The 23,920-nt window shown below is 36.2% G+C and carries 22 protein-coding genes; 10 read left to right on the top strand and 12 right to left on the bottom strand.

Annotation, left to right across the window (positions count from 1 at the left end):
- The first annotated feature begins 25 nt into the window (after positions 1–25).
- The 7 genes from metG to HY04AAS1_RS01790 are packed head-to-tail and all read left to right on the top strand — an operon-like array spanning position 26 to position 5,552.
- The gene (gene metG / locus HY04AAS1_RS01820) at positions 26–1,507 is read left to right on the top strand and encodes a methionine--tRNA ligase (protein ID WP_012513405.1); all 1,482 of its coding nucleotides are present in this window, start codon (positions 26–28) and stop codon (positions 1,505–1,507) included.
- Between the two features lie 36 nt (positions 1,508–1,543).
- Complete coding sequence (gene dapA / locus HY04AAS1_RS01815; protein ID WP_012513404.1) at positions 1,544–2,416, top strand: 4-hydroxy-tetrahydrodipicolinate synthase; 873 nt, start codon at positions 1,544–1,546, stop codon at positions 2,414–2,416.
- Positions 2,413–3,168 (top strand): DUF815 domain-containing protein, encoded by a 756-nt coding sequence (locus HY04AAS1_RS01810; RefSeq protein ID WP_012513403.1) that lies wholly within the window; start codon positions 2,413–2,415, stop codon positions 3,166–3,168. Before dapA ends, HY04AAS1_RS01810 begins: the two co-directional genes overlap by 4 nt.
- Entirely contained in the window at positions 3,161–3,745 is a 585-nt protein-coding gene (gene efp / locus HY04AAS1_RS01805; protein ID WP_012513402.1) for an elongation factor P, read from the top strand. Before HY04AAS1_RS01810 ends, efp begins: the two co-directional genes overlap by 8 nt.
- 1 nt (position 3,746) lies before the next feature.
- Entirely contained in the window at positions 3,747–4,193 is a 447-nt protein-coding gene (gene accB / locus HY04AAS1_RS01800; RefSeq protein WP_012513401.1) for an acetyl-CoA carboxylase biotin carboxyl carrier protein, read from the top strand.
- Complete coding sequence (locus HY04AAS1_RS01795) at positions 4,193–4,951, top strand: tRNA methyltransferase complex GCD14 subunit (RefSeq protein WP_012513400.1); 759 nt, start codon at positions 4,193–4,195, stop codon at positions 4,949–4,951. The genes accB and HY04AAS1_RS01795 overlap by 1 nt, the downstream gene beginning before the upstream one ends.
- 25 nt (positions 4,952–4,976) lie before the next feature.
- Entirely contained in the window at positions 4,977–5,552 is a 576-nt protein-coding gene (locus tag HY04AAS1_RS01790; protein WP_012513399.1) for a TetR/AcrR family transcriptional regulator, read from the top strand.
- A 90-nt stretch (positions 5,553–5,642) separates the two neighbouring features.
- Here HY04AAS1_RS01790 and HY04AAS1_RS01785 read toward each other — a convergent pair whose 3' ends face one another.
- The 3 genes from HY04AAS1_RS01785 to HY04AAS1_RS01775 form a co-directional block, all read right to left on the bottom strand.
- Positions 5,643–6,989, bottom strand: coding sequence for a hypothetical protein (locus HY04AAS1_RS01785; RefSeq protein ID WP_012513398.1), 1,347 nt, complete (start codon positions 6,987–6,989; stop codon positions 5,643–5,645).
- 124 nt (positions 6,990–7,113) lie between these two features.
- Positions 7,114–9,360, bottom strand: a complete 2,247-nt coding sequence (locus HY04AAS1_RS01780; RefSeq protein WP_012513397.1) for a cbb3-type cytochrome c oxidase subunit I — start codon at positions 9,358–9,360, stop codon at positions 7,114–7,116.
- 22 nt (positions 9,361–9,382) lie between these two features.
- Complete coding sequence (locus HY04AAS1_RS01775; protein WP_012513396.1) at positions 9,383–9,784, bottom strand: hypothetical protein; 402 nt, start codon at positions 9,782–9,784, stop codon at positions 9,383–9,385.
- 117 nt (positions 9,785–9,901) lie between these two features.
- Between HY04AAS1_RS01775 and HY04AAS1_RS01770 the strand changes: the two genes are divergently transcribed.
- Positions 9,902–10,561 carry a Crp/Fnr family transcriptional regulator gene (locus tag HY04AAS1_RS01770; protein ID WP_012513395.1) on the top strand — a complete coding sequence of 220 codons (660 nt, stop codon included), beginning with the start codon at positions 9,902–9,904 and terminating at the stop codon, positions 10,559–10,561.
- 5 nt (positions 10,562–10,566) lie between these two features.
- Here the strand turns inward: HY04AAS1_RS01770 and HY04AAS1_RS01765 are convergent, their stop codons facing one another.
- Genes HY04AAS1_RS01765 through HY04AAS1_RS01755 form a run of 3 tightly spaced genes read right to left on the bottom strand, consistent with a single transcriptional unit; the run spans position 10,567 to position 12,371 of the window.
- Positions 10,567–10,857 carry a metal-sulfur cluster assembly factor gene (locus HY04AAS1_RS01765; RefSeq protein ID WP_012513394.1) on the bottom strand — a complete coding sequence of 97 codons (291 nt, stop codon included), beginning with the start codon at positions 10,855–10,857 and terminating at the stop codon, positions 10,567–10,569.
- Between the two features lie 9 nt (positions 10,858–10,866).
- Positions 10,867–12,090 carry a hypothetical protein gene (locus HY04AAS1_RS01760; RefSeq protein WP_012513393.1) on the bottom strand — a complete coding sequence of 408 codons (1,224 nt, stop codon included), beginning with the start codon at positions 12,088–12,090 and terminating at the stop codon, positions 10,867–10,869.
- Complete coding sequence (locus HY04AAS1_RS01755) at positions 12,087–12,371, bottom strand: hypothetical protein (RefSeq protein WP_012513392.1); 285 nt, start codon at positions 12,369–12,371, stop codon at positions 12,087–12,089. The genes HY04AAS1_RS01760 and HY04AAS1_RS01755 overlap by 4 nt, the downstream gene beginning before the upstream one ends.
- Before the next feature lie 105 nt (positions 12,372–12,476).
- Here HY04AAS1_RS01755 and HY04AAS1_RS01750 point away from each other — a divergent pair, with 105 nt between their 5' ends.
- A complete protein-coding gene (locus HY04AAS1_RS01750; RefSeq protein WP_012513391.1) occupies positions 12,477–13,025 on the top strand; it encodes a bifunctional precorrin-2 dehydrogenase/sirohydrochlorin ferrochelatase in 549 nt (182 codons plus the stop codon).
- Here the strand turns inward: HY04AAS1_RS01750 and HY04AAS1_RS01745 are convergent.
- From HY04AAS1_RS01745 to HY04AAS1_RS01720, 6 genes are read right to left on the bottom strand one after another with little or no spacing between them, the layout of a single operon-like run.
- Positions 13,022–14,035 carry an Lrp/AsnC family transcriptional regulator gene (locus HY04AAS1_RS01745; RefSeq protein ID WP_012513390.1) on the bottom strand — a complete coding sequence of 338 codons (1,014 nt, stop codon included), beginning with the start codon at positions 14,033–14,035 and terminating at the stop codon, positions 13,022–13,024. The genes HY04AAS1_RS01750 and HY04AAS1_RS01745 overlap by 4 nt on opposite strands.
- Entirely contained in the window at positions 14,023–14,769 is a 747-nt protein-coding gene (gene cobA / locus HY04AAS1_RS01740) for a uroporphyrinogen-III C-methyltransferase (RefSeq protein WP_012513389.1), read from the bottom strand. Before cobA ends, HY04AAS1_RS01745 begins: the two co-directional genes overlap by 13 nt.
- On the bottom strand, positions 14,762–15,841 hold the full coding sequence (locus HY04AAS1_RS01735) for a cytochrome D1 domain-containing protein (RefSeq protein WP_012513388.1): 1,080 nt from the start codon (positions 15,839–15,841) through the stop codon (positions 14,762–14,764). Before HY04AAS1_RS01735 ends, cobA begins: the two co-directional genes overlap by 8 nt.
- Positions 15,829–16,905, bottom strand: a complete 1,077-nt coding sequence (locus tag HY04AAS1_RS01730; protein ID WP_012513387.1) for a radical SAM protein — start codon at positions 16,903–16,905, stop codon at positions 15,829–15,831. The genes HY04AAS1_RS01735 and HY04AAS1_RS01730 overlap by 13 nt, the downstream gene beginning before the upstream one ends.
- Positions 16,905–18,578 (bottom strand): nitrite reductase, encoded by a 1,674-nt coding sequence (locus tag HY04AAS1_RS01725; protein ID WP_012513386.1) that lies wholly within the window; start codon positions 18,576–18,578, stop codon positions 16,905–16,907. Before HY04AAS1_RS01725 ends, HY04AAS1_RS01730 begins: the two co-directional genes overlap by 1 nt.
- Position 18,579: 1 nt before the next feature.
- Positions 18,580–20,226, bottom strand: coding sequence for a nitrite reductase (locus HY04AAS1_RS01720; protein ID WP_012513385.1), 1,647 nt, complete (start codon positions 20,224–20,226; stop codon positions 18,580–18,582).
- A gap of 217 nt (positions 20,227–20,443) precedes the next feature.
- Here HY04AAS1_RS01720 and HY04AAS1_RS01715 point away from each other — a divergent pair, with 217 nt between their 5' ends.
- Positions 20,444–23,908 carry a molybdopterin-dependent oxidoreductase gene (locus HY04AAS1_RS01715; RefSeq protein WP_012513384.1) on the top strand — a complete coding sequence of 1,155 codons (3,465 nt, stop codon included), beginning with the start codon at positions 20,444–20,446 and terminating at the stop codon, positions 23,906–23,908.
- Positions 23,909–23,920 lie beyond the last annotated feature (12 nt).

Here is a 23,920-nt window from a genome sequence, read left to right as displayed (position 1 = left end):
AATAAAGTATGTTATATTGGTATCTATGAAATTTTACGTAACAACACCTATATATTATGTAAACGATGTACCGCATATAGGTCATGCTTATACTACAATAGCAGCAGATACCATAGCCAGGTACAAAAGGCAAAAAGGCTTTGATGTATTCTTCCTAACAGGTACAGATGAGCATGGGCTAAAGCTTCAAAAAGCCGCTGAAGAAAAAGGAATGACTCCAAAAGAGCTTTGCGATAAAAACTTTGAAAACTTTAAAAACCTGTGGGATTTTCTAAAAATATCTTACGATCATATAATAAGAACCACCGATGATTACCATAAAGCTTACGTACAAGAGGTTATAACAAAGGTCTATGAAAGAGGTGATATATATAAAGGATACTATGAAGGATACTACTGTGTCGGATGTGAGGAGTTTAAACCTGAATCCGAGATAAAAGATTTTGATTACAGTTGCCCTATACACAAGAAAAAATGCGAACTTATAAAAGAAGAGACGTATTTTTTTAAACTATCAAAATATCAAGATAAACTTTTAGAGCTTTACGAAACAGATTTTATAAAACCAGATTATAGAAAAGAAGAGGTTATAGCTTTTGTAAGACAAGGCTTGAAAGATTTATCTATCACAAGACCAAAAGAAAGAGTGAGCTGGGGCATAGAGCTTCCTTTTGATAAAAACCATGTTATTTATGTATGGTTTGATGCTTTGTTTAACTATATATCCGCTTTAAAGTTTAAAAATAAATTAGAGTTTTGGCCAGCGGATTTTCACATAGTAGGTAAAGATATACTGAGGTTTCACGCTGTTTATTGGCCAGCTTTTTTGATGTCTCTTGATATGGAACTTCCAAAACACGTTTACGCTCACGGATGGTGGACTGTAGAAGGACAAAAAATGTCAAAATCTTTGGGTAACGTTATAAATCCCTACGACGTAGTCAACGAATACGGTTTAGACGAAACAAGGTATTTCTTACTAAGAGAAGTGGCCTTCGGCCAAGACGGGGATTTTTCCAAAGAAGCTGTAAAAAGAAGAATAAACGGAGAGCTTGCAAACGGCATTGGAAATTTGATAAGTAGAACGTTTGCCATGTGTATAAAATACGGTATTATCAAAAAAGATGATATAAAAGAAGATGAGGATTATAAAAAAATAGCTATAGAAGTCTTGGAGGCTTTTGATAAATATATGAACGAGCTTCAATTTCACAAAGCTTTGGAAGAGGTGATGAAGCTTGTAGATTATCTAAACAAATACGTGGATGAAAAAGCCCCTTGGACCTTAGCCAAAAATAACGATCCATCTTTAAAAGATGTGCTTCTTACGCTGATAGATGGTATACTCTTATCTTGCTGGATGTTAAATCCTTTTATGCCAAACAAGATGAAAGAGGTTTTTGACGCTTTGGGAGTAAAGATATACGACATAACATCTCCAAAGCCTTACTCCATAGACTTTGAGGCTATAAAAACCAAAATAAACCTATTTCCCAAGATAGAATAAAAAACCAAATATTAATTTTTAGGTTATATTATTAGTATGTTAACAGGAAGCATAACAGCCATAGTAACACCTTTTAAAAACGGCGAGGTAGATTACGGGGCTTTTGAGAGGCTCATTGAATTTCAAATACAAAACGGCACAGACGGCATATTGGTATGCGGGACTTCTGGCGAATCACCTACTTTAAGCTACGAAGAACACGAAGCTGTTATAGAGTTTGCCGTTAAAAGCGCAAAAAAACGCATACATATAATGGCTGGGACCGGTGCAAACTCCACTGAAGAAGCTTTGAGGTTTACTACGTTTGCAAAAGCAGTAGGAGCAGATAGCGCTCTTTTGGTGGTACCTTATTACAACAAACCAACTCAAGAAGGGCTTTATAGACATTTTAGCAAGATAGCCAAAGAAGTAGATATAGACATATACATATACAACATACCTTCTCGTACAGGCATAGAAATATCTGTAGATACCTTAGAAAGGCTTGCAAAAGACCACAAGAATATAAAAGGCTCAAAAGAATCTACACCAAACATGGATAGAATATCTGAGATTTTAAAAAGAATACCAAACTTCACGGTATTTTCTGGAGATGATTCTTTGACACTTCCTATGATGAGTTTAGGTGCTAAAGGTGTGGTCTCTGTTATAAGCAACGTGATGCCAAAAGAGATAAAGGAGTTTACCTCTTACGCTTTAAAAGGGGATTTTGAAAAAGCAAGAGATATGCATTATTATCTTTTGGAAATATTTAAGATTATGTTCATAGAGACAAACCCAATCCCTGTAAAAACCGCACTTTCTTTGATGGGTATGGTAAAAAAAGAGTTTAGGCTACCTCTTTGTGAAATGCTTCCTCAAAACGAAGAAAAGTTAAAAGAAGTCCTAAAAAAATACAACCTTATATGAGCTTAGAACTAAAAACCTTTTTGGCTTTTAGGATAATAGAAAAAAACTTAGAACCTATAAAAAGACCAGATCTTATAAACCCAGATGATCTTCTTTTCATAGATGACCAAAAAGAAAAACTTATAAAAAATACACATTGCTTTGTAAAAGGGTATATGGCAAACGATGTTTTACTTTGGGGAAGAAGAGGAAGTGGTAAATCTGCCTTGGTAAAATCTATGCTTTTTAGATTTAAAGACGAAGGGCTTAGGATGATACAAGCCTACAAATCAAACCTTGAAGATTTGGCTTTTATATACGAATACATCTACGATAAACCTTATAGGTTTATACTGTTTTTTGATGATCTTGTTTTTAGTGAAAAAGATGAAAGGTTTTCTTTGATGAAAGCCCTTTTAGAAGGAGATATAGAACAAAGACCAGATAACCTTATAGTTTATGCCACTTCAAATAGAAGAGACCTTACCATAGAAAAGCTACAAGACGAAAAGTTTCCAGAAGATAGCCTAAACGACGCCTACGCTTTGGTGGATAGGTTTGGCCTTAGGCTTGGTTTTTGGGGCTTTTCAAAAGAGCAGTATATAAATATTGTAAAACATCATGTTAAAAGCCTAAACCTAACATGGAACGAAGAATTTGAGAAAGAAGCCGATAGATTTGCCTTAAACGCCGGTGGTTATTCTGGTAGAAGTGCAAAACAATTTGTAAAATATCTAACGGTAAATTTATGCTATAATAAAAACCATGGCTGAAAAGATTGATATAAACCGCATTCAAAGGGATATGTTTATTGAGTACAAGGGTGAGCCCTACAGAGTTGTGGATTACGACCACGTAAAACCTGGTAAAGGCCAGGCTTTTGTCAGAGTAAAAGCCAAAAACATGAACACTGGCAACGCTATCGAAATCACCTACAAGTCCTCTGACAGTATAGAACTTGCAGATTTTGAGCAAGTGTTTGCAGAGTTTTCTTATAAGGATGCAGACGAATATCACTTCCTTACCCAAAACACTCACGAAATGATAAGCATAAATGCGGAAGATATAAAGGAAGAGGCAAAATTTTTAAAAGAAGGTATGACTGTAGTAGTTTTTATCTACAAGAATAAACCGATAGGTATAGAGCTTCCAAAGGCAGTGGAGCTTGAAGTAATAGAAACAGACCCGGGCTTCAAAGGAGATACCGCAGCTGGTGGCTCAAAGCCTGCAAAACTTGAAACCGGAGCCGTTATTCAAGTACCATTTTTTATAAACGAAGGTGATATAGTAAAAGTGGATACGAGAACAGGCCAATATTTGGAAAGGCTTGATAGAGCACAGAAAAAGTAATATGGATTTAGAACCTATACTAGCCCTTATAAAAGCCTTAGATAGCTCAAGTTTACAGAGGTTGAAGCTTACCTCTGGAGATTTTACGTTAGAACTTGAAAAAGGTCAAACTTATATAGTAGAAGAAGTGCCAAAGGATACAAGGCCATTGGAAGTTTCACGGCAGAAAGAAGAAGTGCAAGCACCTAAAGAAGAGCAAAAATCTAACTATCACGTTATCACAAGCCCATTGGTGGGTACTTTTTACAGAGCGCCTTCTCCAGATGCACCACCTTTCGTAGAAGTAGGAGACATAGTATCACCAGGCCAAACCTTGTGTATAATAGAAGCTTTAAAAGTTATGAACGAAATAGAATCCGATGTAAGAGGTAGGATAGAAAATATTTTGGTAGAAAACGGTGAAATAGTAGAATACGGTCAGCCTCTCTTTGAAATATCCCCAATTTGATGATATTGGAAAACGATTTAGTTACAATAAGATACAGCGATAGAGTCTATATAAAAAGAGTAAAAAAGGGCGAAAGCCTAAACGTAAAATCTCACATACTAAAATACGATGACATCATAGGCAAAGAAGAAGGCATTTTCTTAAACGGATTTTTTGTAGCAAAACCCACCCTCGAAGAAATTGTAAAATATGGATTCAAAAGAGAAACTCAAATAGTATATCCAAAAGATGCTTTTTATACGGCTATAAAATTAGATATACCATCTTGTAAAAGAATACTTGAGTTTGGTATGGGAAGCGCTGTAATGAGTGTCATTATATTAAAAACCATGAAAGAAGATGCCATTTTATACACCCACGAAGAAAACCAAAAAGCTTACGACAACGCTATTAAAAACTTAAAAACCTTTGGATTTTTAGACGATAGGTTAAAAGCCACACTAGCAAACTACAACGATGCAAAATACGACGAAGGATTTTTTGACTGTGCTTTTATAGACACAAAAGAACCTTGGGAGTACATAGATAAGTTGCACAAAGAGCTTAAACCCGGTGCAAACGTATGTTTTTTGGTACCCACCTACAACCAAGTTTCAAAGCTTTTAGAATCATTAAAAGATAAATTCTTTGTTTATGAAATATCTGAGATATTGCTTAGAAAGTTAAAACCAAATCCAGATAGACTAAGACCAGAAGATTTTATGCCAGCTCATACAGCTATACTGATATTTACCAGAAATATAAATCATAGCTGTTAATGTTTACTTATGTTAATATCTTATCATGCCAAAAAGAACAAGAAACAGGATATTGCACGAGGCTCTTAAAATATTTTCAAATAAAGGCATTAGAGAAACTACCATAAAAGACATAGCAAGAGCGGTGGGCATAACAGAAGGAGCCATATATAGGCATTTTGACAGCAAAGAGCAAATAGTAAAATCTCTTTTTCTAAATAGCTCGCAGGAGTTTTATAACCACTTAAGTAGCGCCTTATCAAAAGCCCAAAACTTTGAAGAAGCTTTAAAAAATCTATCCGAAGCGTTTTTAAATTATGCTTTTACAAACCCAGAGGCTTTTAAGTTTATAAATCTATTTCATTATTTTAAAATAGACTATGAGCTAAAGCTAAAAGATGGTAAAATGCCAAAAGATGTTATATACGAATTTTTTAAAAGCCATGAAGAGATAGGCATACAACCAGAATATGCCACAGCGCTTTTCATAGGCACGTTGGAGCGTATATTCTTATTCTATGAGATGGGTTTTATAGACGACATAGAAGAAGATATACAAGAAAAAGCTTATAGGCTCCTCCTTAGCATATTTAGAAAAACATCAAAAGAGGATTTAAGTTAAAAAAGACTGGGCTTTGAATCCGCCCAGTCTAAGACAAAGCTATGCAAAAATGTATAAAGACAACATCCCGCCAAAGGCGGGAAAAATAAATTAAAATACGGTTCTTAAAGCAAGTGTCCAGTCTGTGAAGGATTTGAGTTGATTGCCATTATTTGCGGTGGCGTTTTTCAAATCAGAGTTTGGAGATACTATTTGAGCACCTAAAGATATGTTTGCATTTTCACCATCTATATAGTAGTTAAAGAATATATCTGTCATAGATACTTTACCAGTTACAAAATTGCCATTGTAGGTATAGTAATTTTTGTTTTCATCTTCTTCATATCTTAGCACGAGTGCTGGTTTTCCTAAACCTACAACTTGATCGTATAAAAGCTGTGTTTGTAGGTAATACCCTTCGGCTTCTGGTTGAGCTACTGGTCCTGATGTTCCAGCTTGTGCATACCCTAAATCCTTTTGGTCAAGCCATGCAGCTTGGAAGTTTGGCACAAAATCCCCAAACTTTTGTTCCCACAATACGTCAAATGTATATGCTTTTGCTGTGGTGGAAGAGGTCTGGTTATTACATATACTGCTTGACGATATACCTGAGCAATCTATCTTTTGTTGTTGATAGGCAAAAGCAAATGTCAATGTGTTTTGTTTGCCAAGGAACGTATCTTCATCTACAAAACTTGGCGTACCTTTGTATCCAAGCATTGTAGGTGTAAATTCTATCCTAAAACCATATTTTAGATTGCTATTACCGTTTTGACCTGCTTCATAATCGTATTTACCATTACCAGCCATGAGATAGTACTTTATCATGGCATCCTTACCTATATCACCCCACAAGGTTATACCGGCATCCCGGTAAGCGTTACCCACATCAGAACCAAGCGTAAATGGGATTGTTGGATTCATGAAGCCTACGGATTTTCCCAATAACTTTGAACCATCAACGTCTATCTCGCCTATGCCGGGGTTGTAGTTTTCAAGGGGTACTATGAAAGAATACAAATCGCCAAGCGATACCCTTGACCATGGGTCTACAAACAAGCCCGCCATAAGCTGGGCTTGCGGCATAAATTTAAAGTTTATAAAAGCGTCTCTTATACCAGAAAAAGCCCCCGTTTTTGGACCTATACCACCAGTATGAGCTCTTGCAGAACCATCTGGAGCTAAAGCGTTATTATCTGCAAAATCAAGGTTTGCGCCAAATTGAACTATAGGGTTTATCTGGCCTGCAAAGTAGATTCTTGCGTTTTCTATGCTGAAGTTTGTACTGTTGTGGTCGTTGGTAGTAATGGCACCGTTGTTTTGAGCCCAAATAGCAAGCTTCAGACCTACGTTTGCAAACTCGTTGTCATTTGCTTTTAGCAAGATGGCATCAGCACTATAAAATGGCAACATAGCCATACCAAAAACCGAGAGTGCTAACAACAGCTTCTTTCTCATAAAAACCTCCTTCATTAAGTTGATGACAATATTTTGATACAATTTGGTATTAATAATCATTGATATAGATCAAGAAAAATAAAAAAGGAGGCCAGATGGCCTTCCAAAGCAAAGAGGTTTTAAACTAAGCTGCTTTTTCTATCTTTTTTATAGGCATGAATAGTTTGTACAGGATGTCAACCATCAGCAAAAAGGCTCCGCCTAACACCATGGAATCTGGAAGTATCCTTATCCACATCCAGAAATGAACGGGCTCCAATACGCTTCTGGTACGTGCATACCAGTATCCTACGTCAAAGGACTCTTTGAATTGATGAAATCCTACTACCATTGTTGGTATAGTGTATAGGCATATACCTATGGTAATAAGCCAAAATGCCAATTTTGAGAGTTTCATATCCCATACGAATCCTTCGGCAGCTGCTCTATATTCAAGGATAAAATATATAAATGCTATAGCTATATAGCCAAATGCTCCAAGAAGGGCAACGTGAGAGTGTGCCATTACAAAATATGTACCGTGTGTAAAGTAATTAACTGCAGGCTCGTTAATAAACATACCATAAAAACCTGCACCAAACCAGTTTAAAAAGGCAGACATACCAAGCCAGTAAAATGTCATGTTAAAATGAAACTTGTCTTTGTTTTGTATGTGATGATACTCTCTGTAAGCTTCCACCATTAACATCACCAAAGGCACTGGTTCAAGTGAAGATAGTATACTTCCCCACATAATCCAGAAGTTATCTTCTCCCATCCAATAGTAATGATGTCCAGTGCCTATAGTACCGGCACCTATTATTAGAAACATTTCAAAGAACATAACTGCATTGGCAAATCTTTGATTTACAAGGCCGAGCTCTACAGTTATAAAAGCCAATGTCCCAGCGGCAAACAACTCAAATGTGTTTTCCACCCAAAGATGCACTACCCACCATCTAAAATAGTCATCTATCGTATAGTTATGTATAGTGTGGGTAAATGGTAGTAAAGCTGCTATATAGAGTCCAGCGATGGCAAAAGCAGACCACATCATCACATTCAAAGATGGGGTGATTTTTTTGGCTTGTCTTATGGTAAAAAGTACTATGACAAACCATATCACGAGACCTATCAATACGCCAGTAGCCCATATCCTACCGAGTTCCAAATATTCACGGCCTTGAGAGCCAAGCCAGAACCATAGCTTATCGTTCTGTAAATATCCTTCTGTGCCAAGATATATGCCTATTAGACCTCCCACTCCTACAACAACGAGAGCTAACCATAAAATATCTACGAGAATTGGGAGTTTAAAGTCTTTTCTACCGGAAGCCAACGGAGCTATAAACAATCCTCCGGTAAGCCATCCTATTGCTATCCACAGCACAGCTAAGTTTATGTGAAACTGTCTTGCTACGTTGAAAGGAAGTAAGCTTTGCGGTATCAACCAGCTGTGTGTAGGATCGGCGTATAAGTGTGCAAGATAACCGCCAAACACACATTGTAAAAAGAAAAAAACAGGTACTATAGGCACATACTTTAAAACTTTTTTTTGCATATTTGTAAGTGGGGCTATGTCTAAAGCTGCTACTGGTTTGGCAGCGTTTTCAAGCTTTTCAAAATATTCGTAGAAAAGAAATATTACAACGATAGACGCAACCCATGTTCCCATGAATGCTATCAAAGAAGTCCATATATCGTCAAATGTCAAACCTAATCCTATTTTTGGTTCTGGTGGCCAGTTGTTTGTATAAGTGATATTGCTGTCTGGTCTATCGGTAGTGGCAGACAACGTTGTCCAATTCACAAAATCTACTATTTTTTCAGCCTTATCCTTGGGGACGACGTGACCCAACCATGCATAACGCGGATTGCCATTTACAATAAAGTTTACTATGGTATCTTTAGCTTGTTCAAAAGCTTTAGCGTATTCTGGTGTTACGGTGGTAACCGGAGATTTTAGTGTAGACATTTCTCTTAGATCGCGTTTTACTAAATAATCCACATCAACCTTTTGCTCTTTTAGAAGAGCCGCGTAAGGAGCATGATACTTCTCATTAGCGTATATATTCTCTAAAGACTGCACAAGAAGATGAAGCATCCATGCCGTATAATCTGGCCCCGTGTAGGCACCATTCCCAAGTATCGTACCATTGTCCATGAGAACAAATTCTTGAAAATAGTCCTTACCCTTTATTAGATCATCCTTTGTGTAAAGGGTGTTGTTTGTGCCTTGAACTTGAACTTGTTGCGGTATTGGGGGAACTGATTTTATCTGGTAGACGGTAAAAGCCAGAAAAATAAGAACCACCGTTATAGCAGTTCCCCATACAAGGAGCCACCATCTTTTACGCTCCTTTAATTCTACATCTTCCAAGCTTGTAGCCATAGCATTGACCTCCTTAATAAATTTAGCCTACCAAAAAGGCTCTTGTTACATATACCAACAGGTAAATCACAAACACCAATGCAAAAAGATTCCTATATATTTTTGTATCACCTCCTTTATAAAGAAAAGCAAAACTTATAACAAATATTGCAAGCAGATATCCAATAAGCATAAAAAATACACTTATACCTATAGAATTCTGAAAAAGGTCACCCATACCGTTGTGGCTGAGTATAGAAAGCAAAACTATACCACTTATGCCCGACAATCCTAACGCTATCCCTACAAATTTTTTAGAGCGATCTATGAATTTCAGGGAACAATCTTTCAATCCAAGCATATAAGATAACGACAATCCAAACACACTTCCGTTAGCCAAAAGATGCATTGCCAAAAAACTTTTCCAAATAAGTCCCATCATCATGATTAAACTATAGATAAGTTATTCATTATTTGCATTGACTGATATCAATGCATTCAACATTGAAAAAAAAGATAAAGAACATATGGAAAAGTTGTGAAGCATATTATAATATAGTGTATGAATGTTGATATAGATTTGCTAAGAAATGTTTACTTATTTAGTAAAGTAAGCGACGAAAATCTTAAAAAACTAAAAAGCATATCAAATATAAGAAATTTCAAGAAGGGCGAGATCGTATTTCACGAGGGAGACAAGCCTGAAAACATATATATATTGCTAGATGGCTTAGTGAAAGTGTATAAGCTTACAAACAAAGGCACAGAAGTCGTAATAACGCAGTTTAAACCAGTAAGCATCATTGGTGAAATGGCAAACTTTGAAAATATATCATATCCAGCTACTGCTGAATTCATAACAGAAGGTCAGGTATTGCAAATAGATTTTGAAGCCTTTAAAAGAGAATTTATGACATCTCCTGAAATATTGTTATCTATAATAAAATCCTTGTTGATGAAGATAAGAACTTTAGATTTATTCATAACTACAAATATGGTAATGAGCGCAGAGGAAAGAGTGGCAAAGATAATAATGGAATCTCCGGAGATTTTTACATCGCTAAAACATTCACAAATAGCTTCTTTACTAAATATAGCTCCAGAAACGTTATCCAGAATCATCTCAAAGTTTAAACAAAATGGAGCAATACATGTAGATGAAAAACATCGCATTGTGGTAAAGGATATTGCTAAGCTTAAAGATGTTATTTATAACTTTTAATTGCGTTATATTCCAAGAGCTTTCTTGATATCCTCGCTGGCCATCTCTATACTCCAAGGTGGATTAAAAGTAAGCTCTATATCTACATCTTGCACACCATTTACATTCATCACCGATTCCTTTACCCACCCTAATATGACATCAGATATGGGGCACTGAGGCGAAGAAAGTGTCATAACAATATGGACTTTACCATTCTCTACTTTAATATTTCTAATTAGTCCAAGGCTAACAACATCAAATCCCACTTCTGGATCTATAACCTGCCTTAATGCTTCATAGATCTCTTTCTCCATAAGAGCCTCCTATTTTAAAGTCAATACATACAAGATGTTAGTCAAAAAAGAAGCTGCTCCTGCAAGTAGAAAACCACAAGCTACTATATACAAAGCTCCGATGTTAAAGATTAAAGAAATAGTAATCAAAATCACTCCAGTTGAGGAAAAAGTATAATTTAACATGGACAATGGTTTCTTAAGCATATCCGATAGCATAGGAACTTTCTTTTTACCCACGAGACGAGAAAACCTATGAAACCATACTAAAAACGGCACTATTTTGTATAGGTTTGATAATATAAACATTTGCAAAAATCCTATAAACATTAGTATTCCAAAGAATAGAGGAGAATATAGCAACATCGGTACCCCTAGTATAATGAATATATGTGAATAAAACATACCGTTTATGTAAATATCAGCCCTCTTTTTTGGCTTATGTCTATATATTTCTAAAACTTGAATTAGGTAAATGCCTATTCCAGTCAACACAATACCAAAAAATACCTCTTTTATCCATAGTAATTTTACAGACATTGCAAAACTAATGATACCAAATAACATAGTATAGAAAGCAGCCTTTAAGGGTCTATCGCTGTATTTGTGAGCCAGTGAAAACATGGGCAATAGAACTTTGCTTAATCCCATTATGCTCATAAAAATAAATCCAAAAATCATAAATGTTATATGCATAAAAGCGTAATCTACATAATCTATAGATAAAAAATTAAACCTCATGTTAAGCGTCATTACTAAGCCAATGGCAGCGCCAGCACCAAGTAGTGTATGAGAAACTGTTAAAAATTTCACTTCTATTTTGTTAAGAGAAGAACCTATAATACTCGCAAAAAAGTTAAACAAGTAAATTGCTATGCTAATGAACGTAAATAAGGCTCCCAGCGCCAGAATATCCAAATTAACGTTATAAAACCCGTATAGCATAAGTATTATACCGGACTCATATATGTAAAATTGTAATTTGGCCAGAAGCACAGAAAATATAGGACTTTCTAAAGCTACAGGTAAAAGCTGAAACATTGCCCCAAAAATGGTATTTAGCACAAATCCAAGAAAAAATATATGAGCCAAAAAGGCTATTTGAAAAGACAAGAAATATCCTTTCAAAGACTCGAAAAACTGAAATATAAGAACGAAAAATGTAGCATAGAATAAAAAAGCACTCAAGAAATATCTTAATACTATGCTAAAAGGGGTAGATAGGTTTTTAGCTAAAAAAGCACTTTGGTTCATGCTTTTAATGTAAAAACTATTTTATATTTTCCGTCGGGTAGCTCTTCCATGCTAACGTTGTATTTATCTTCTAACCTATCAAACAATCCCATAGGTTTTCTGTGATTTATCATAACAACTTTTACATTTGATGAGTTCAAAAGCTCTAAAACTGAGAGCGCATTCACCATTGGTTCTGGTGGACCCTTCATGGATGTATCAAATTCATACACCGTATATTCACTCTCTTCGTATTTGTAAACCGGCACTGTGGTATTTGGTACTTCTACTCTTTCTTTCATAATAACCTCCTTAAATTTAAGGTAAGGATTAAGATCTAATTTTTGCTCTAAAAAGCATTGATTGTAATCAACGCAAAGATTAAATAATTTAAAATATTAAATAGTATGTTCTTTCCATTGTTTGTAAATCTAAAGGATAAAGATGTTTTGGTAGTAGGTGCAGGTATTGTAGCTTTTAGAAAAATAGAAAAGCTAATAGAGTTTAAACCTAATATAACCGTAGTAGCACCAAAGGCTATACCAGAGATATTAACGTTGCATAAAGAGGGTATTATAGATTTTAGAAAGAGAAAATTTAAGAAATCTGATTTAAGGGGGAAATTTATGGTGATAGTAGCAGCCGATGATATTTTTCTACAGAAACGTATACATAGTTATTGTGTGAAATACAATATACATTGCAATAGTGTGGATGAAAAGAATTTTTGCACGTTTCTATTTCCATCAATTATAAAACGTAGTCATCTTGTTATAGCCATCAGTACGTCAGGAGAAGCTCCTTCTATATCAAAATATATGAGAACAAAGATAGAAAAAATAATACCAGAAAACATTGAGAAAGTTTTAAGCACTGTATCAAAGCTTAGAAGACAAAAGAACCTTTCTTCTTCCGGTATAAACGATATAACAAAGAAACTTCTTGAAGAGGGTTAGATATATCTATCTTCCCACCTATAATAATCATCCTCAAAATATCTTAACCTTGTTTTCTTAAACTCTTTGGAAGAGAATAATACTTTAAACGGTATTTTATCTCCCAAAGTTTGCTGTATAGCGTATACCGTATCGTAAACCTCTTTCTCGTCCTTACCATGTATCATACAAAATAGGTTGTAACGCCAAAATTCGTTGGTGGTTCTTTCATAGCAGTGGGTAACCCCTTTAAAAGAAGCCATTATTTTTCCGTATTCCTCTATCTTGTCTTCTGGCACTATCCATACGGACATACCATTTGCGTTAAATCCCGCTTTCCTATGATTTATAAGCCCGGAAAACCTCCTCATAATCCCTTGTTCCTTATATTTAAAGAGTTTTTCAATCAGGATATCTACTCCTAAATCAAGCCTATTTGCTATATCGTGAAAGGGCTTATCTACAATAGGTAAGTCATACTGTGTCTCTCTTATTATATATTTATCTATCTCATCCAATCTGCCACTAAATATTTTCGGGTCTACAAAGTCTTCTCTTTTCATCATTTCCTTAGCATCTTGCATAAATCTTGTATTTATTTTAAACACTCTTTTGGTGTTCAATATTACATATTTGATATTTGTACCAATCTCTTTAATTAGTATTCTAATTGTTTCCTCTAATCCTATGCGTGAGTCTGGAGGTATAGCTATCGTAAACCATATGTTAAATGTATCGTTTCTAAGATAATTGTGACTTACTCCGGGATGTTCGTTGAGAATATATACCGCCTTTTCTATATCGTTGTCTTCTACAGCAACAGCCGCAAGTCCACTCTGATATCCAAGGGATTTTGTGTCGTATATGGGAGCTATCTGCCTTAGAATACCTTCTTGTTTTAATGCTTTTAAAAGCTCAAAAACATTGTCTAAATCCGTATTAAGCTGTTCGGCTATCCACTGAAAAGGGTTTTCTTGTATGGGTATATCTTGCTGGATTACATCAATTAATTTTTGTTTTAACACTTGCATAAAGCCACCTCCATGGATCTTAATTTATCTCTCATGTTTACCACCTGACCTACTATCATCACAGCAGGGGTATTTACTTCTATATTGTTGTGTAGTAAGTCTTTTAAATTGGTTATTATTATTTTTTCGTTTTGACTAAAACCATTTTCTACAAACGCAACTGGCTCATTCGGATCTCTTCCTGCATCTATAAGGTGCTTTGCTATCTCCTGTCTTGAAGAGACAGCCATTAAAAAAACAAGCGTATCTACGCCAACTATCTTATCCCAATTTATATGCTTTAGACTACCATTTTCTTTATGTCCCGTTATAACAGCGAAGGAAGATGATATCCCTCTGTAGGTAATAGGGATATACGCATGAGTAGGTAAACCAACGGCAGATGTGACTCCAGGTATCACCTCAAACTCTACACCATGATTTTTAAGAAACAAAGCCTCCTCTCCACCTCTTCCAAATACAAAAGGATCGCCGCTTTTAAGCCTTGTTACATCGTATCCTAAATGTGCGTATTCCAAGATAAGATCGTTTATATTATCTTGTTCTATAGAATGAAATCCTCTTTCTTTTCCAACGCATATTTTTATTGCCTCTTTTTTCGCATAAGATAGTATATCTTTGTTTACAAGCTTGTCATACAACACAACATCAGATCGCTCAAGGGCTTTTATTGCTTTTAGAGTAAGTAGCTCAGGATCACCGGGACCAGCACCCACTAAATATACTTTACCCATGACACTCCTCCAGTCTTTCTGGTAATCTGAAGATACCTGAGGGTTGAGGTACGGTTATCTCTTTTATTATTTTAAAATCTGAAGTATCAAGGATTTTTACCCTGTTGTCGAAATAGTCAGATATATACAAAAACCTACCATCTTTTGAGAACCTCATATGCATTATCCTTCTAGCAACCTTCATATTTTTGATGAGTTTCATCTTGAAAGGATCAATAAAGCTCATGTAATCATCGTTATCTCCGCTGTAATTTACAGCTATAAGATTATCTTTCGGCGAGACTATTACAAAAACAGGATATCCAAGCAATGGGATCTTATGCTCAAGAGTCCCTTTATCTATATTTACAACGCCAATGGCCCTTTCTCCCACAAGGGGCATAAATACAAGCCCATGCCACATGGAAAATAGTCCGTAATGAGGTATTTTTAATATCGGTTTTGAAACTGTTCCGTAGTGTATAATCCTGTATTTCATATTTTCGGTATCCAATATACCAATATCATCGTTCACAAAAAAAGACACAATGTATCTATCGCCGTCTAAAATAGCATCAAACGGCATAACCCCTACATTTTTTATGACTTTCTTTTTTGAGAAGTTTTTATCATCTAAGACAAGAATGGCATTTTTATCCATCAAAAGCACGAAAATAAGATGTTTGTATACTTTGATACCCACATTTCTAGAGCCTGTTTTTATGGATTTTATCAACTTTAAATTGTGATTGAAGATAGCTACTGTATCTGGATCGTAATTTGCCACCACTATTAGATGCTTTGTTATGTAAAAATCAATAGAGCTATTGCCCGCTTTGGTTTGAGCCACAATATGATTATTTCTTGGATCTATCTTTGATAGTACTCCGTCTCTACTAATCACGTAAGCATAGCATTTTCCATATTTTACTATGGCATGGTTCATATCACCAAGATGCTTTATCTCTCCAACATATTCTCTGTTTTCTATAACACCAAGAGATCCTCTTGATCTTTCTACTACGTAATATTGGCTACCAAAAGAACTGACAAAGCCAATCAGCAATGAAACGAAAAATATCAGATAAAACATGACGGATCCTCCATGGAATAATCGTTGTAAACATTGAAAGCTCTTGCCCTAGACCCACCGTTGCATATGTTTATAAATTGACATTGTTGACATTTGCCTGTTATCTTCCTTGGATAAGCATTGAGAAACTTATAAACGGGATTTTCTTTTAGTTTATTTTCCAAATCGTTATCAGATATATGTGCAAGTTTATAATCAAAAAACGGATCTGGCTTTATATAACCTTTGTAATCTAAATTAAGAAGTCTAACCCCAGATTGATTGCCTCCCCAATTTTTAAGATTTTCCATAAGATAATCAATATGGTTGGGGAAATGTTTTTTGAATATCTCGGTAAGGATTATAGCATCTTGTTCATTGTTTCCAGTTACTATTTCAAGGTCTGTTTCCATAGCTTTTAAGATAATAGCTTCACTTATCTTCTTATGTTCTTTTTTATCTACATAAAGGTCGTTGTTTGCTCTACCGCTATTAACCAAATGGGATATGTATAGCTTCCTAACGCCTAAAGACGATGCCAGTTCAAATATATGTAAAAGCTCTGAAAAGTTTCTGTTTGTTAATGTAAATCTGATACCCACTTTTACGTTGTTTTCTAAAAGGAGCTTTATGCTACCTATTGATTTTTTATAAGCGCCATTTAAGCCTCTAAGCGTATCGTGTGTTTTTTCTTTGCCGTCTATGCTTATACCAACATAATCAAAGTGTGTTTTTATAAGTTCTATATTGTCATTATCTATCAAAAGACCATTTGTAGACAAAGATACGTTTATACCATGTTCTCTTAAAAGCTCTGAAACATAGTATATATCATCGTATAACAGCGGTTCGCCACCAGATAGCACTACAAATTTTGTATTTAAATCAGATAGTTTTTTTACGATATCTTTTATATTGTTTTTATCAAAATAAGATGGTTGTTTTGCCTTCTTGGCAGAGGAATAACAAAATATACAAGACAGGTTGCACGAGTTTATGATATTCCATATTACTATCCTGCCGCTGAAAGGTTTTTTCACCTTCTTCTCTAAGGATGTCTTTATGTATTCACTAATCCGCAACATCAGTGGCTATCCCAAAAGTTTCTATTTTTAGAATATTCAATAAACATCAGCAAGGCGTCTATCTCGTATTTTGACAGGTGGAACTTTGGCATAACATTTTGCTTAAATCCCAACAGCTTATATGTTTGATCTGGGCTTAGTATCTGAGCTTTTATTAAAGATATGGGTATATGCTTTGCTATATATTTAAAAGAAGGGGCAAAGGCGGTTCTAGTGGGGTGATGACATCCCCAGCAATATTGTAAATACACCTCTTCACCTAAAAGGGCTGCTTCTCTTCTGTTTGAGTACGTAACGTAGTTGTATTTTCCAATGGGATAGGATGCTGGAAAAGATTTTATAAGTTTAAGAGTCGTTGAATCAAGTATAAAAACGTTACCATTTTTTGCATAATCGCTTACATAGGCATATTTACCATCTCCCGAAAACTGGGTGTGGATTATCCAACCTTTCTTAACTAGTTTTACATGGATGGGTTTAAAATCGGTCTTCTTTATTAGAAGTAACGTGTTTGCATGTTCATCAGCCCATAGATAAGGTGTGTTTGGATTGGTTTTAACAAAAAATCCAACACCTTTTGAAGGAATCTCTTTTATCTTTTTCCATTTGTAGGCTCTCCATATGGTGATTACTGGTTTCTTTAAATCTGGGGTGGCAAAGTAAAAATTTTTATCTTTATACCAAAAGGCTGCAGAAGCAAGATGAGGCATCCCTCCAAAGGAGGTTTGATATACAATTTTTTTGGATTTTATATCAAATACTGATAGTACGTTGTGATTAAATGAAGTTCCCACTACGAAATGCTCCAACGGATCTATGAAAAAGTCTTCAAAAGCAGTAGGAACATCGTAGTATTTTAGGTTTAAAGAGCTTGTGTTGAGAAAACCCAATACACTTTTATGCATTAAACCAAACACGGCGTAAGGAGAATTGTATAACCCATAGATAGCACTAATTTTGCCATCTATTGGAATTACGGCTTTTGGTTCTAATTTTTTGTTAAGGATTACTATTTGAGAAGGTAACCAACATGCTGATATTACCCCGTTGGAAAATAAGCTTACATTTCTTTGGTATAAGCATGCCCTTACTTTATAATCCAAGTATCCTTTTCTTATGTTGTATCTACCTATATATCCTGTCCTTGAAGGAATGTAGATAAACTTCCCATCGTTAGAAAACTTTAGCCCCCCATGGATGTCTCCAAAATTTATTTTGTTTATTACATGGGCTTTATTTAGAAACCACACCCTGTTCTTACCAGCTTCCACCAAAGCCATAAAATTTACTATTGTTCTATGCCATGGCTTTGGGTTTTGAGCACTTAACTTATACCATGTCTTCCTTATATCAGATAAACTCCAGGTGTTCACAGTAACGGGCGTCTTAACAAAAGCAATGAGACTTTCTATTTGTTTGTCTGTTAAATCTTTAAAGGACGGCATAAGCGTAGGAGGTATACCGTTTTTTATAATCTTAAAAAGTGTGTTGTCAGATTTTGATTTTAGGAATTCAGGAATTAATGGTGGCCCGGATAATCCCATTCTATTAATACCGTGACACTTAGCGCACTTGTCTTTGTATAAATCTCCCCCCAGACTTGCTGGAGAGGAGAAGGAGGATAGCAATGGACAGCAAAGAAGCAAGCTAAGAAAAATTAACCTAATTCTCATATTAGTAGATGTCGTGTACGGTGTTATAAACGTTGAACTTACCTGTGGGGGATATTACCCATTTGCCTTTTATCACATCTTCTAATTTGAATGTGTTTGGATTGTATATCAGTATAGCCCCTTCTTTATCCCAGTCAGAAACCCACAATTCGGTGCCTTGTTTGTTAAAATCAAAATCCACAAATCTTCCTTTGAGATCCTTAGGCATGTTGAACGTATGGACGACCTTAAGGGTTCTTGTATCTATAGCGTAAAATTGTCTTTGAAGTTTTTGATCTGGATTTAGAGTTCTATCCACAAACATATAATGCACGTGTGGGTTCGTCTTGATAAACAAAGAACCACCACCTTCTCCAGGTAGTTTTATTATCTTTACTACTTTCCATGCATACTGAGGGTGATGCTTTGGATCGGTGCCTATACATGCTACTACGCCTTGTCCGATAAAAGAAGAACAATAAAGAGGACCGTACTTAGGATTGTATATGTTGGCACCTCTACCAGGATGAGGAAGTTTTGGAGTATCTATCAATTTAGCTAATTTATCTTTTTTAGCATCAAGCACAGCTATTTTATTGCTGGCGTTGGCGGCGGCTAAGAAGTATCGTTTTGTTGAGTTCCATCCCCCATCGTGTAAGAACGGTGCGGCATCAACCATAGTAATCTTGAGATTTTTGAGATCTTTATAATTCACTATCCATATCTGGCCAGTTTCTTTTACGTTTACTATCCATTCAGGATGAAAGTAAGAAGCTACTATAGCTGCAACCCTTGGATCCCTTATAAACTTTCCTGTACCTACTTGATAGCCTACGGTAGATACAACCTTGAGCGGTTTCAAAGTAGATCCATCAAGGATGACAAATTGAGGTGGCCAATAGCATCCTACTATAGCATATTTATCCCTATAATCACCCTCTTTACCATGGTAAAGACTAACCTCTACAGATCTGGCATCGTAGCAGGCTTTTATCTGAGCTACTATCTTTGGGTGTTTATAGTAAAGGTCTATTAGACTGACCTTGCCATCTCTTCCTATAGAGTAAAAGTATTCTCCAGAAGCATCAGCCCTTAGTATGTGTAAAGCATGTCCGGTTTTTAATATGGCTACTGGTTTTTTGGTGGCATCATCAATTATAGCGGCTTCATTCGCCGAACGGAGCACGACACCCATATAATTTGATATATCTTTATTGGTTAACGGAGTTTTTGGTCTTTGGTTTACTGGCACTATGAGTTGCCATGTTTTTTCTATATCTGGAAGATCAAATTCTGGGGGACTTGGTGGAGGAAGCTGTAAAAACCTCGCCATTACACTTATTTGTTCCGGTGTAAGAACACCAGATTTTCCCCAGTCTGGCATGCCTTTTGGAGACCCATACGTAATAAATGTTTCTATGTTTTGAATACCAAGCTGTTTCATTTTGTCTGGTGTAAGAGCGGGTCCTATTGCACCAGTTCTAAGTTCACCGTGGCAACCGGCACACCTATTGAAATAGATTTGTTTTGCCATCTCGTACTCTTGCTTCGTAAGAGGCTGTGTATCCTGCTTTGCGGAATTTGGAACCGAATCTTGTGATACAGCCTCCTTACCAACGAACATGAAAGCCCCGAAAACGGTACCTAAGAGGAGAAACTTCTTTACCATAAAATTAACCTCCGATTTTTATAACAATATGATAGGAGCTAATTTTATATATATCATTGATACAAATCAATAGAAATAAGTGAATAAATGTATATATGATTTATCTTATACATTTTCCATCAATGTTTTCGGCTTTTAATATCAATTGATTTAAATCAATGAATATCGCTAATAAATCTCTGATAATAGACATATCATTAGATTGAAGGAGGTTTTTATGATATCAAGGCGCGATTTCCTCAAGAATGGAAGCGTGTTTTTGGCAGCGCTTTCTACGCCGGGATTTGGGAAGAAGCTTTTTGAACCTCTGGTGATAGTGGGTAATCCATTGGCATCATATCCAAATAGAGGATGGGAAAAGATATATAGAGATATATACAAACCGGATGAAACCACAGTGATTCTTTGTAATCCCAACGATACGCACGGATGTTATCTAAACGCTTATGTGAAAAACGGTATAATAACGAGATTAGAACCAACTTATAAATATGGGGATGCAACAGATATATATGGTATAAAAGCTTCTCATAGATGGGAGCCAAGATGTTGCAACAAAGGTCTTGCCTTGGTAAGAAGATTTTATGGGGACAGAAGGATTAGAGGGCCCTTTGTAAGAAAAGGATATTATGAATGGTATAAAGCCGATTTTCCAAGGGACGAAAATGGAAAACCCCCTTCCAAATACTTTATCAACCGTGGTAAAGATGAATGGCTAAAAGTATCCTGGGAAGAAGTATCAGATATCATTGCTAAAAGCTTAATAAACATAGCCAAGACCTATTCTGGCGAAAAAGGAAAAGCTTATCTAAAGGCCCAAGGTTATCCAGAAGAGATGATAGATACGATGGCTGGTGCTGGCACGAGGACACTTAAATTTAGAGGCTCTATGCCTTGGCTTGCAGTGTTGAGATATGTTGGACAGTACAGAATGTCAAATATGATGGCATTGTTAGACTCAAATATAAGAAAAGTTGAGCCAGATAAAGCCTTGGGAGGCGTTGGATGGGATAATTACTCAGAGCATACAGATCTCCCTCCTGCTCATACGTTGGTGACAGGACAACAAACGGTGGATTTTGATTTGGTTACATGGGAACATGCAAAACTTATAGTGCTATGGGGTATGAATCCTTATGGAACAAAAATGCCTGATTCCCATTGGTTAACAGAGGCCCAGATAAAGGGTATAAAAGTAATTGTAATATCAAACGATTTTATGGCTACCGCGAGAACGGCTGACAAAGTGGTGATTACAAGAACAGCTACCGATGGGGCGTTAGCCCTTTCAATGGCTTATGTGATAATGAAAGAAAAATTATACGATGAAAACTTTGTCAAAAGTTTTACAGATCTACCTCTCTTGGTAAGAATGGACAACGCTAAACTCTTACGAGCCTCCGATATTATACCAAACTATATACCAAAAGCCTTAAACCAAGCGGTGGTTTATAACCCTTCTAAACAAATGCCACCTCCACCGATGAAGCAGGAAAAACAATATATCCCAATCCAATTAAGAGATCAAGATATAAACGATTTTGTGGTATGGGATGTAAAAACCAACTCTCCGAAGGTAGTTACACGGGATGAAGTAGGAAAATATTTTGATATGAGTAGTTTAGATCCAGCTCTGACTGGTGAATACGAAGTTGAGCTTGTAAATGGTGAGAAGGTGAAAGTAAAACCTAATTTCCAAGCTTATATTGAGCTTTTAGAAGAAAATTATACGCCAGAAACAGTAGAAGAGATCACAGGTGTTCCAGCGAATGTGATAAGAGAATTGGCATTAGAGATTGCGAATCACAAAGGCACTACAAAAATAACCACAGGCATGGGCGTAAACCAATATTTTCACGGAGATCTTATAGTAAGGGCTATATTCTTAGTGGCAGCCCTTACTGGTAATGTAGGTAGAGAAAGTGGTAATATAGGATCTTACGCTGGTAATTATAGATTAGCGGTATTTAATGGAGTTGGCCAATGGAATGCCGAGGATCCATTCAATATAGAGCTTGACCCATCAAAGCTTGCAAAGGTTAAATTTTACTGGAAAGGGGAATCTCAGCACTATTTTGCAGACGGTGATAGACCTCTAAAAGTTGGAGATAAAATGCTGACTGGTAAAACCCACATGCCAGTACCGACAAAGTTTATGTGGATGGCAGACAACAACTCAGGCCTCGGTAATCAAAAATGGGCATACAATGTAATGTTTAACGTCTTACCTAACGTAGAATGCGTAGTTACAAATGATTGGTGGTGGTCATTATCCTGTGAATATTCAGATATAATCCTTGGTGTAGACGCATGGGACGAAAATAGATTTTGGGATATATCTGGATCCTGCACAAATCCATTTTTCCTCGTGTGGCCTCGCACAAAACAAAAACGTCTGTTTGATACCAAGAACGATATAGAAACGTATGCTCTTGTTGCCAAAAGGCTCAGTGAGCTTACCGGCGATAAGAGATTTAAGGAATACTGGCATTTTGTATTTGAAGAAAAACCAGAGGTATATATCCAGCGCATTATAAATGCTTCCTCTAACCTAAAAGGTTATAAGATAGAAGAAGTGGCTGCTAAAGCAGAACAAGGTATACCGTCTCTTGTGATGACAAGGTTTTATCCAAAATTTATAGGCTACGATCAGACTGTGGATGGTAAGCCTTGGTATACAAAAACCGGAAGACTGGAATTTTATAGAGAAGAAGATACATTTATCAACGTAGGGGAAAATCTTATAGTTCATAGAGAAGCTATAGATTCAACACCCTATGAACCCAATACAATAGTAATAGCCAAAAAACACCCTCTTTTAAGACCGTTAGATCCTAAGAGCTACGGATTGTCCTCTGAAGAGATGCTAAAGGATACAGAGCTAAGACAAGCAAGAGCTGTATTTATAAGTCCAGCTAAGCTAAAGGATACAAAACATCCTTTAAGGGTAAGTTTTGGAGCTACTCACATCGTTCATACGCCTAAATTTAGGCATACTACACATTCCGCTACCGGAGACGTGGATATAGTTGCTTTACTGTTTGGCCCATACGGTGATATGTATAGACACGATAAAAGAACTCCTTATGTAGTAGATGCGTTTATAGAAATAAACACACACGATTTGCAAAAACTTGGTATAAATGATGGAGATTACGTATGGGTGGATGCCGATCCTCAAGATAGACCGTTTATAGGATGGCAAAATAAACCAGAAGAATATGAGGTGGCAAGACTATTGCTAAGAGTTAGAGGAAGCTTTAGCACACCGCCGGGCTTGGCAAAAATCTGGTTTAACATGTATGGATCTTCTCATGGTAGTGTAAAAGGAACCAAGGTAAATAAAAACGGCTTAGCCGAAAATCCGGTTACCGGATATCAATCTTTTTACAGAAGAGGGTCTCAGCAAAGCGTTACAAGAGGATGGTTAAACCCTACACTGATGGGAGATACGTTGGTGAGAAAAGATCTGTTTGGGCAGACCTTAAATAAAGGGTTTATGCTTGATGTTTATTGTCCAACAGGGGCTCCAAGGGAGGGGTTTGCAAAGATAACAAAAGCTGAAAACGGCGGAATAGGTAATGTAGGTTTGTGGAGACCTTTATCCATAGGCTTTAGACCGCAAAATCCAAACAAATATTTCAAGAAGTATCTTGAAGCAGGTTATGTAATCTTTGTATGAGTCTAAAGGAGG

The organism is Hydrogenobaculum sp. Y04AAS1 (assembly GCF_000020785.1).
Taxonomy (GTDB): Bacteria; Aquificota; Aquificia; order Aquificales; family Aquificaceae; genus Hydrogenobaculum.
Note: the sequence above shows the minus strand (reverse complement) of the source record. Positions and strands in the feature narration are given on the sequence as shown.

What these genes read in the sequence shown, in the direction of transcription:
- metG (WP_012513405.1), top strand. Translation starts at nt 26, where the DNA reads ATGAAATTTTACGTAACAACACCTATATATTATGTAAACGATGTACCG.
- dapA (WP_012513404.1), top strand. Translation starts at nt 1,544, where the DNA reads ATGTTAACAGGAAGCATAACAGCCATAGTAACACCTTTTAAAAACGGC.
- HY04AAS1_RS01810 (WP_012513403.1), top strand. Translation starts at nt 2,413, where the DNA reads ATGAGCTTAGAACTAAAAACCTTTTTGGCTTTTAGGATAATAGAAAAA.
- efp (WP_012513402.1), top strand. Translation starts at nt 3,161, where the DNA reads ATGGCTGAAAAGATTGATATAAACCGCATTCAAAGGGATATGTTTATT.
- accB (WP_012513401.1), top strand. Translation starts at nt 3,747, where the DNA reads ATGGATTTAGAACCTATACTAGCCCTTATAAAAGCCTTAGATAGCTCA.
- HY04AAS1_RS01795 (WP_012513400.1), top strand. Translation starts at nt 4,193, where the DNA reads ATGATATTGGAAAACGATTTAGTTACAATAAGATACAGCGATAGAGTC.
- HY04AAS1_RS01790 (WP_012513399.1), top strand. Translation starts at nt 4,977, where the DNA reads ATGCCAAAAAGAACAAGAAACAGGATATTGCACGAGGCTCTTAAAATA.
- HY04AAS1_RS01785 (WP_012513398.1), bottom strand. Translation starts at nt 6,989, where the DNA reads ATGAGAAAGAAGCTGTTGTTAGCACTCTCGGTTTTTGGTATGGCTATG.
- HY04AAS1_RS01780 (WP_012513397.1), bottom strand. Translation starts at nt 9,360, where the DNA reads ATGGCTACAAGCTTGGAAGATGTAGAATTAAAGGAGCGTAAAAGATGG.
- HY04AAS1_RS01775 (WP_012513396.1), bottom strand. Translation starts at nt 9,784, where the DNA reads ATGATGATGGGACTTATTTGGAAAAGTTTTTTGGCAATGCATCTTTTG.
- HY04AAS1_RS01770 (WP_012513395.1), top strand. Translation starts at nt 9,902, where the DNA reads ATGAATGTTGATATAGATTTGCTAAGAAATGTTTACTTATTTAGTAAA.
- HY04AAS1_RS01765 (WP_012513394.1), bottom strand. Translation starts at nt 10,857, where the DNA reads ATGGAGAAAGAGATCTATGAAGCATTAAGGCAGGTTATAGATCCAGAA.
- HY04AAS1_RS01760 (WP_012513393.1), bottom strand. Translation starts at nt 12,090, where the DNA reads ATGAACCAAAGTGCTTTTTTAGCTAAAAACCTATCTACCCCTTTTAGC.
- HY04AAS1_RS01755 (WP_012513392.1), bottom strand. Translation starts at nt 12,371, where the DNA reads ATGAAAGAAAGAGTAGAAGTACCAAATACCACAGTGCCGGTTTACAAA.
- HY04AAS1_RS01750 (WP_012513391.1), top strand. Translation starts at nt 12,477, where the DNA reads ATGTTCTTTCCATTGTTTGTAAATCTAAAGGATAAAGATGTTTTGGTA.
- HY04AAS1_RS01745 (WP_012513390.1), bottom strand. Translation starts at nt 14,035, where the DNA reads ATGCAAGTGTTAAAACAAAAATTAATTGATGTAATCCAGCAAGATATA.
- cobA (WP_012513389.1), bottom strand. Translation starts at nt 14,769, where the DNA reads ATGGGTAAAGTATATTTAGTGGGTGCTGGTCCCGGTGATCCTGAGCTA.
- HY04AAS1_RS01735 (WP_012513388.1), bottom strand. Translation starts at nt 15,841, where the DNA reads ATGTTTTATCTGATATTTTTCGTTTCATTGCTGATTGGCTTTGTCAGT.
- HY04AAS1_RS01730 (WP_012513387.1), bottom strand. Translation starts at nt 16,905, where the DNA reads ATGTTGCGGATTAGTGAATACATAAAGACATCCTTAGAGAAGAAGGTG.
- HY04AAS1_RS01725 (WP_012513386.1), bottom strand. Translation starts at nt 18,578, where the DNA reads ATGAGAATTAGGTTAATTTTTCTTAGCTTGCTTCTTTGCTGTCCATTG.
- HY04AAS1_RS01720 (WP_012513385.1), bottom strand. Translation starts at nt 20,226, where the DNA reads ATGGTAAAGAAGTTTCTCCTCTTAGGTACCGTTTTCGGGGCTTTCATG.
- HY04AAS1_RS01715 (WP_012513384.1), top strand. Translation starts at nt 20,444, where the DNA reads ATGATATCAAGGCGCGATTTCCTCAAGAATGGAAGCGTGTTTTTGGCA.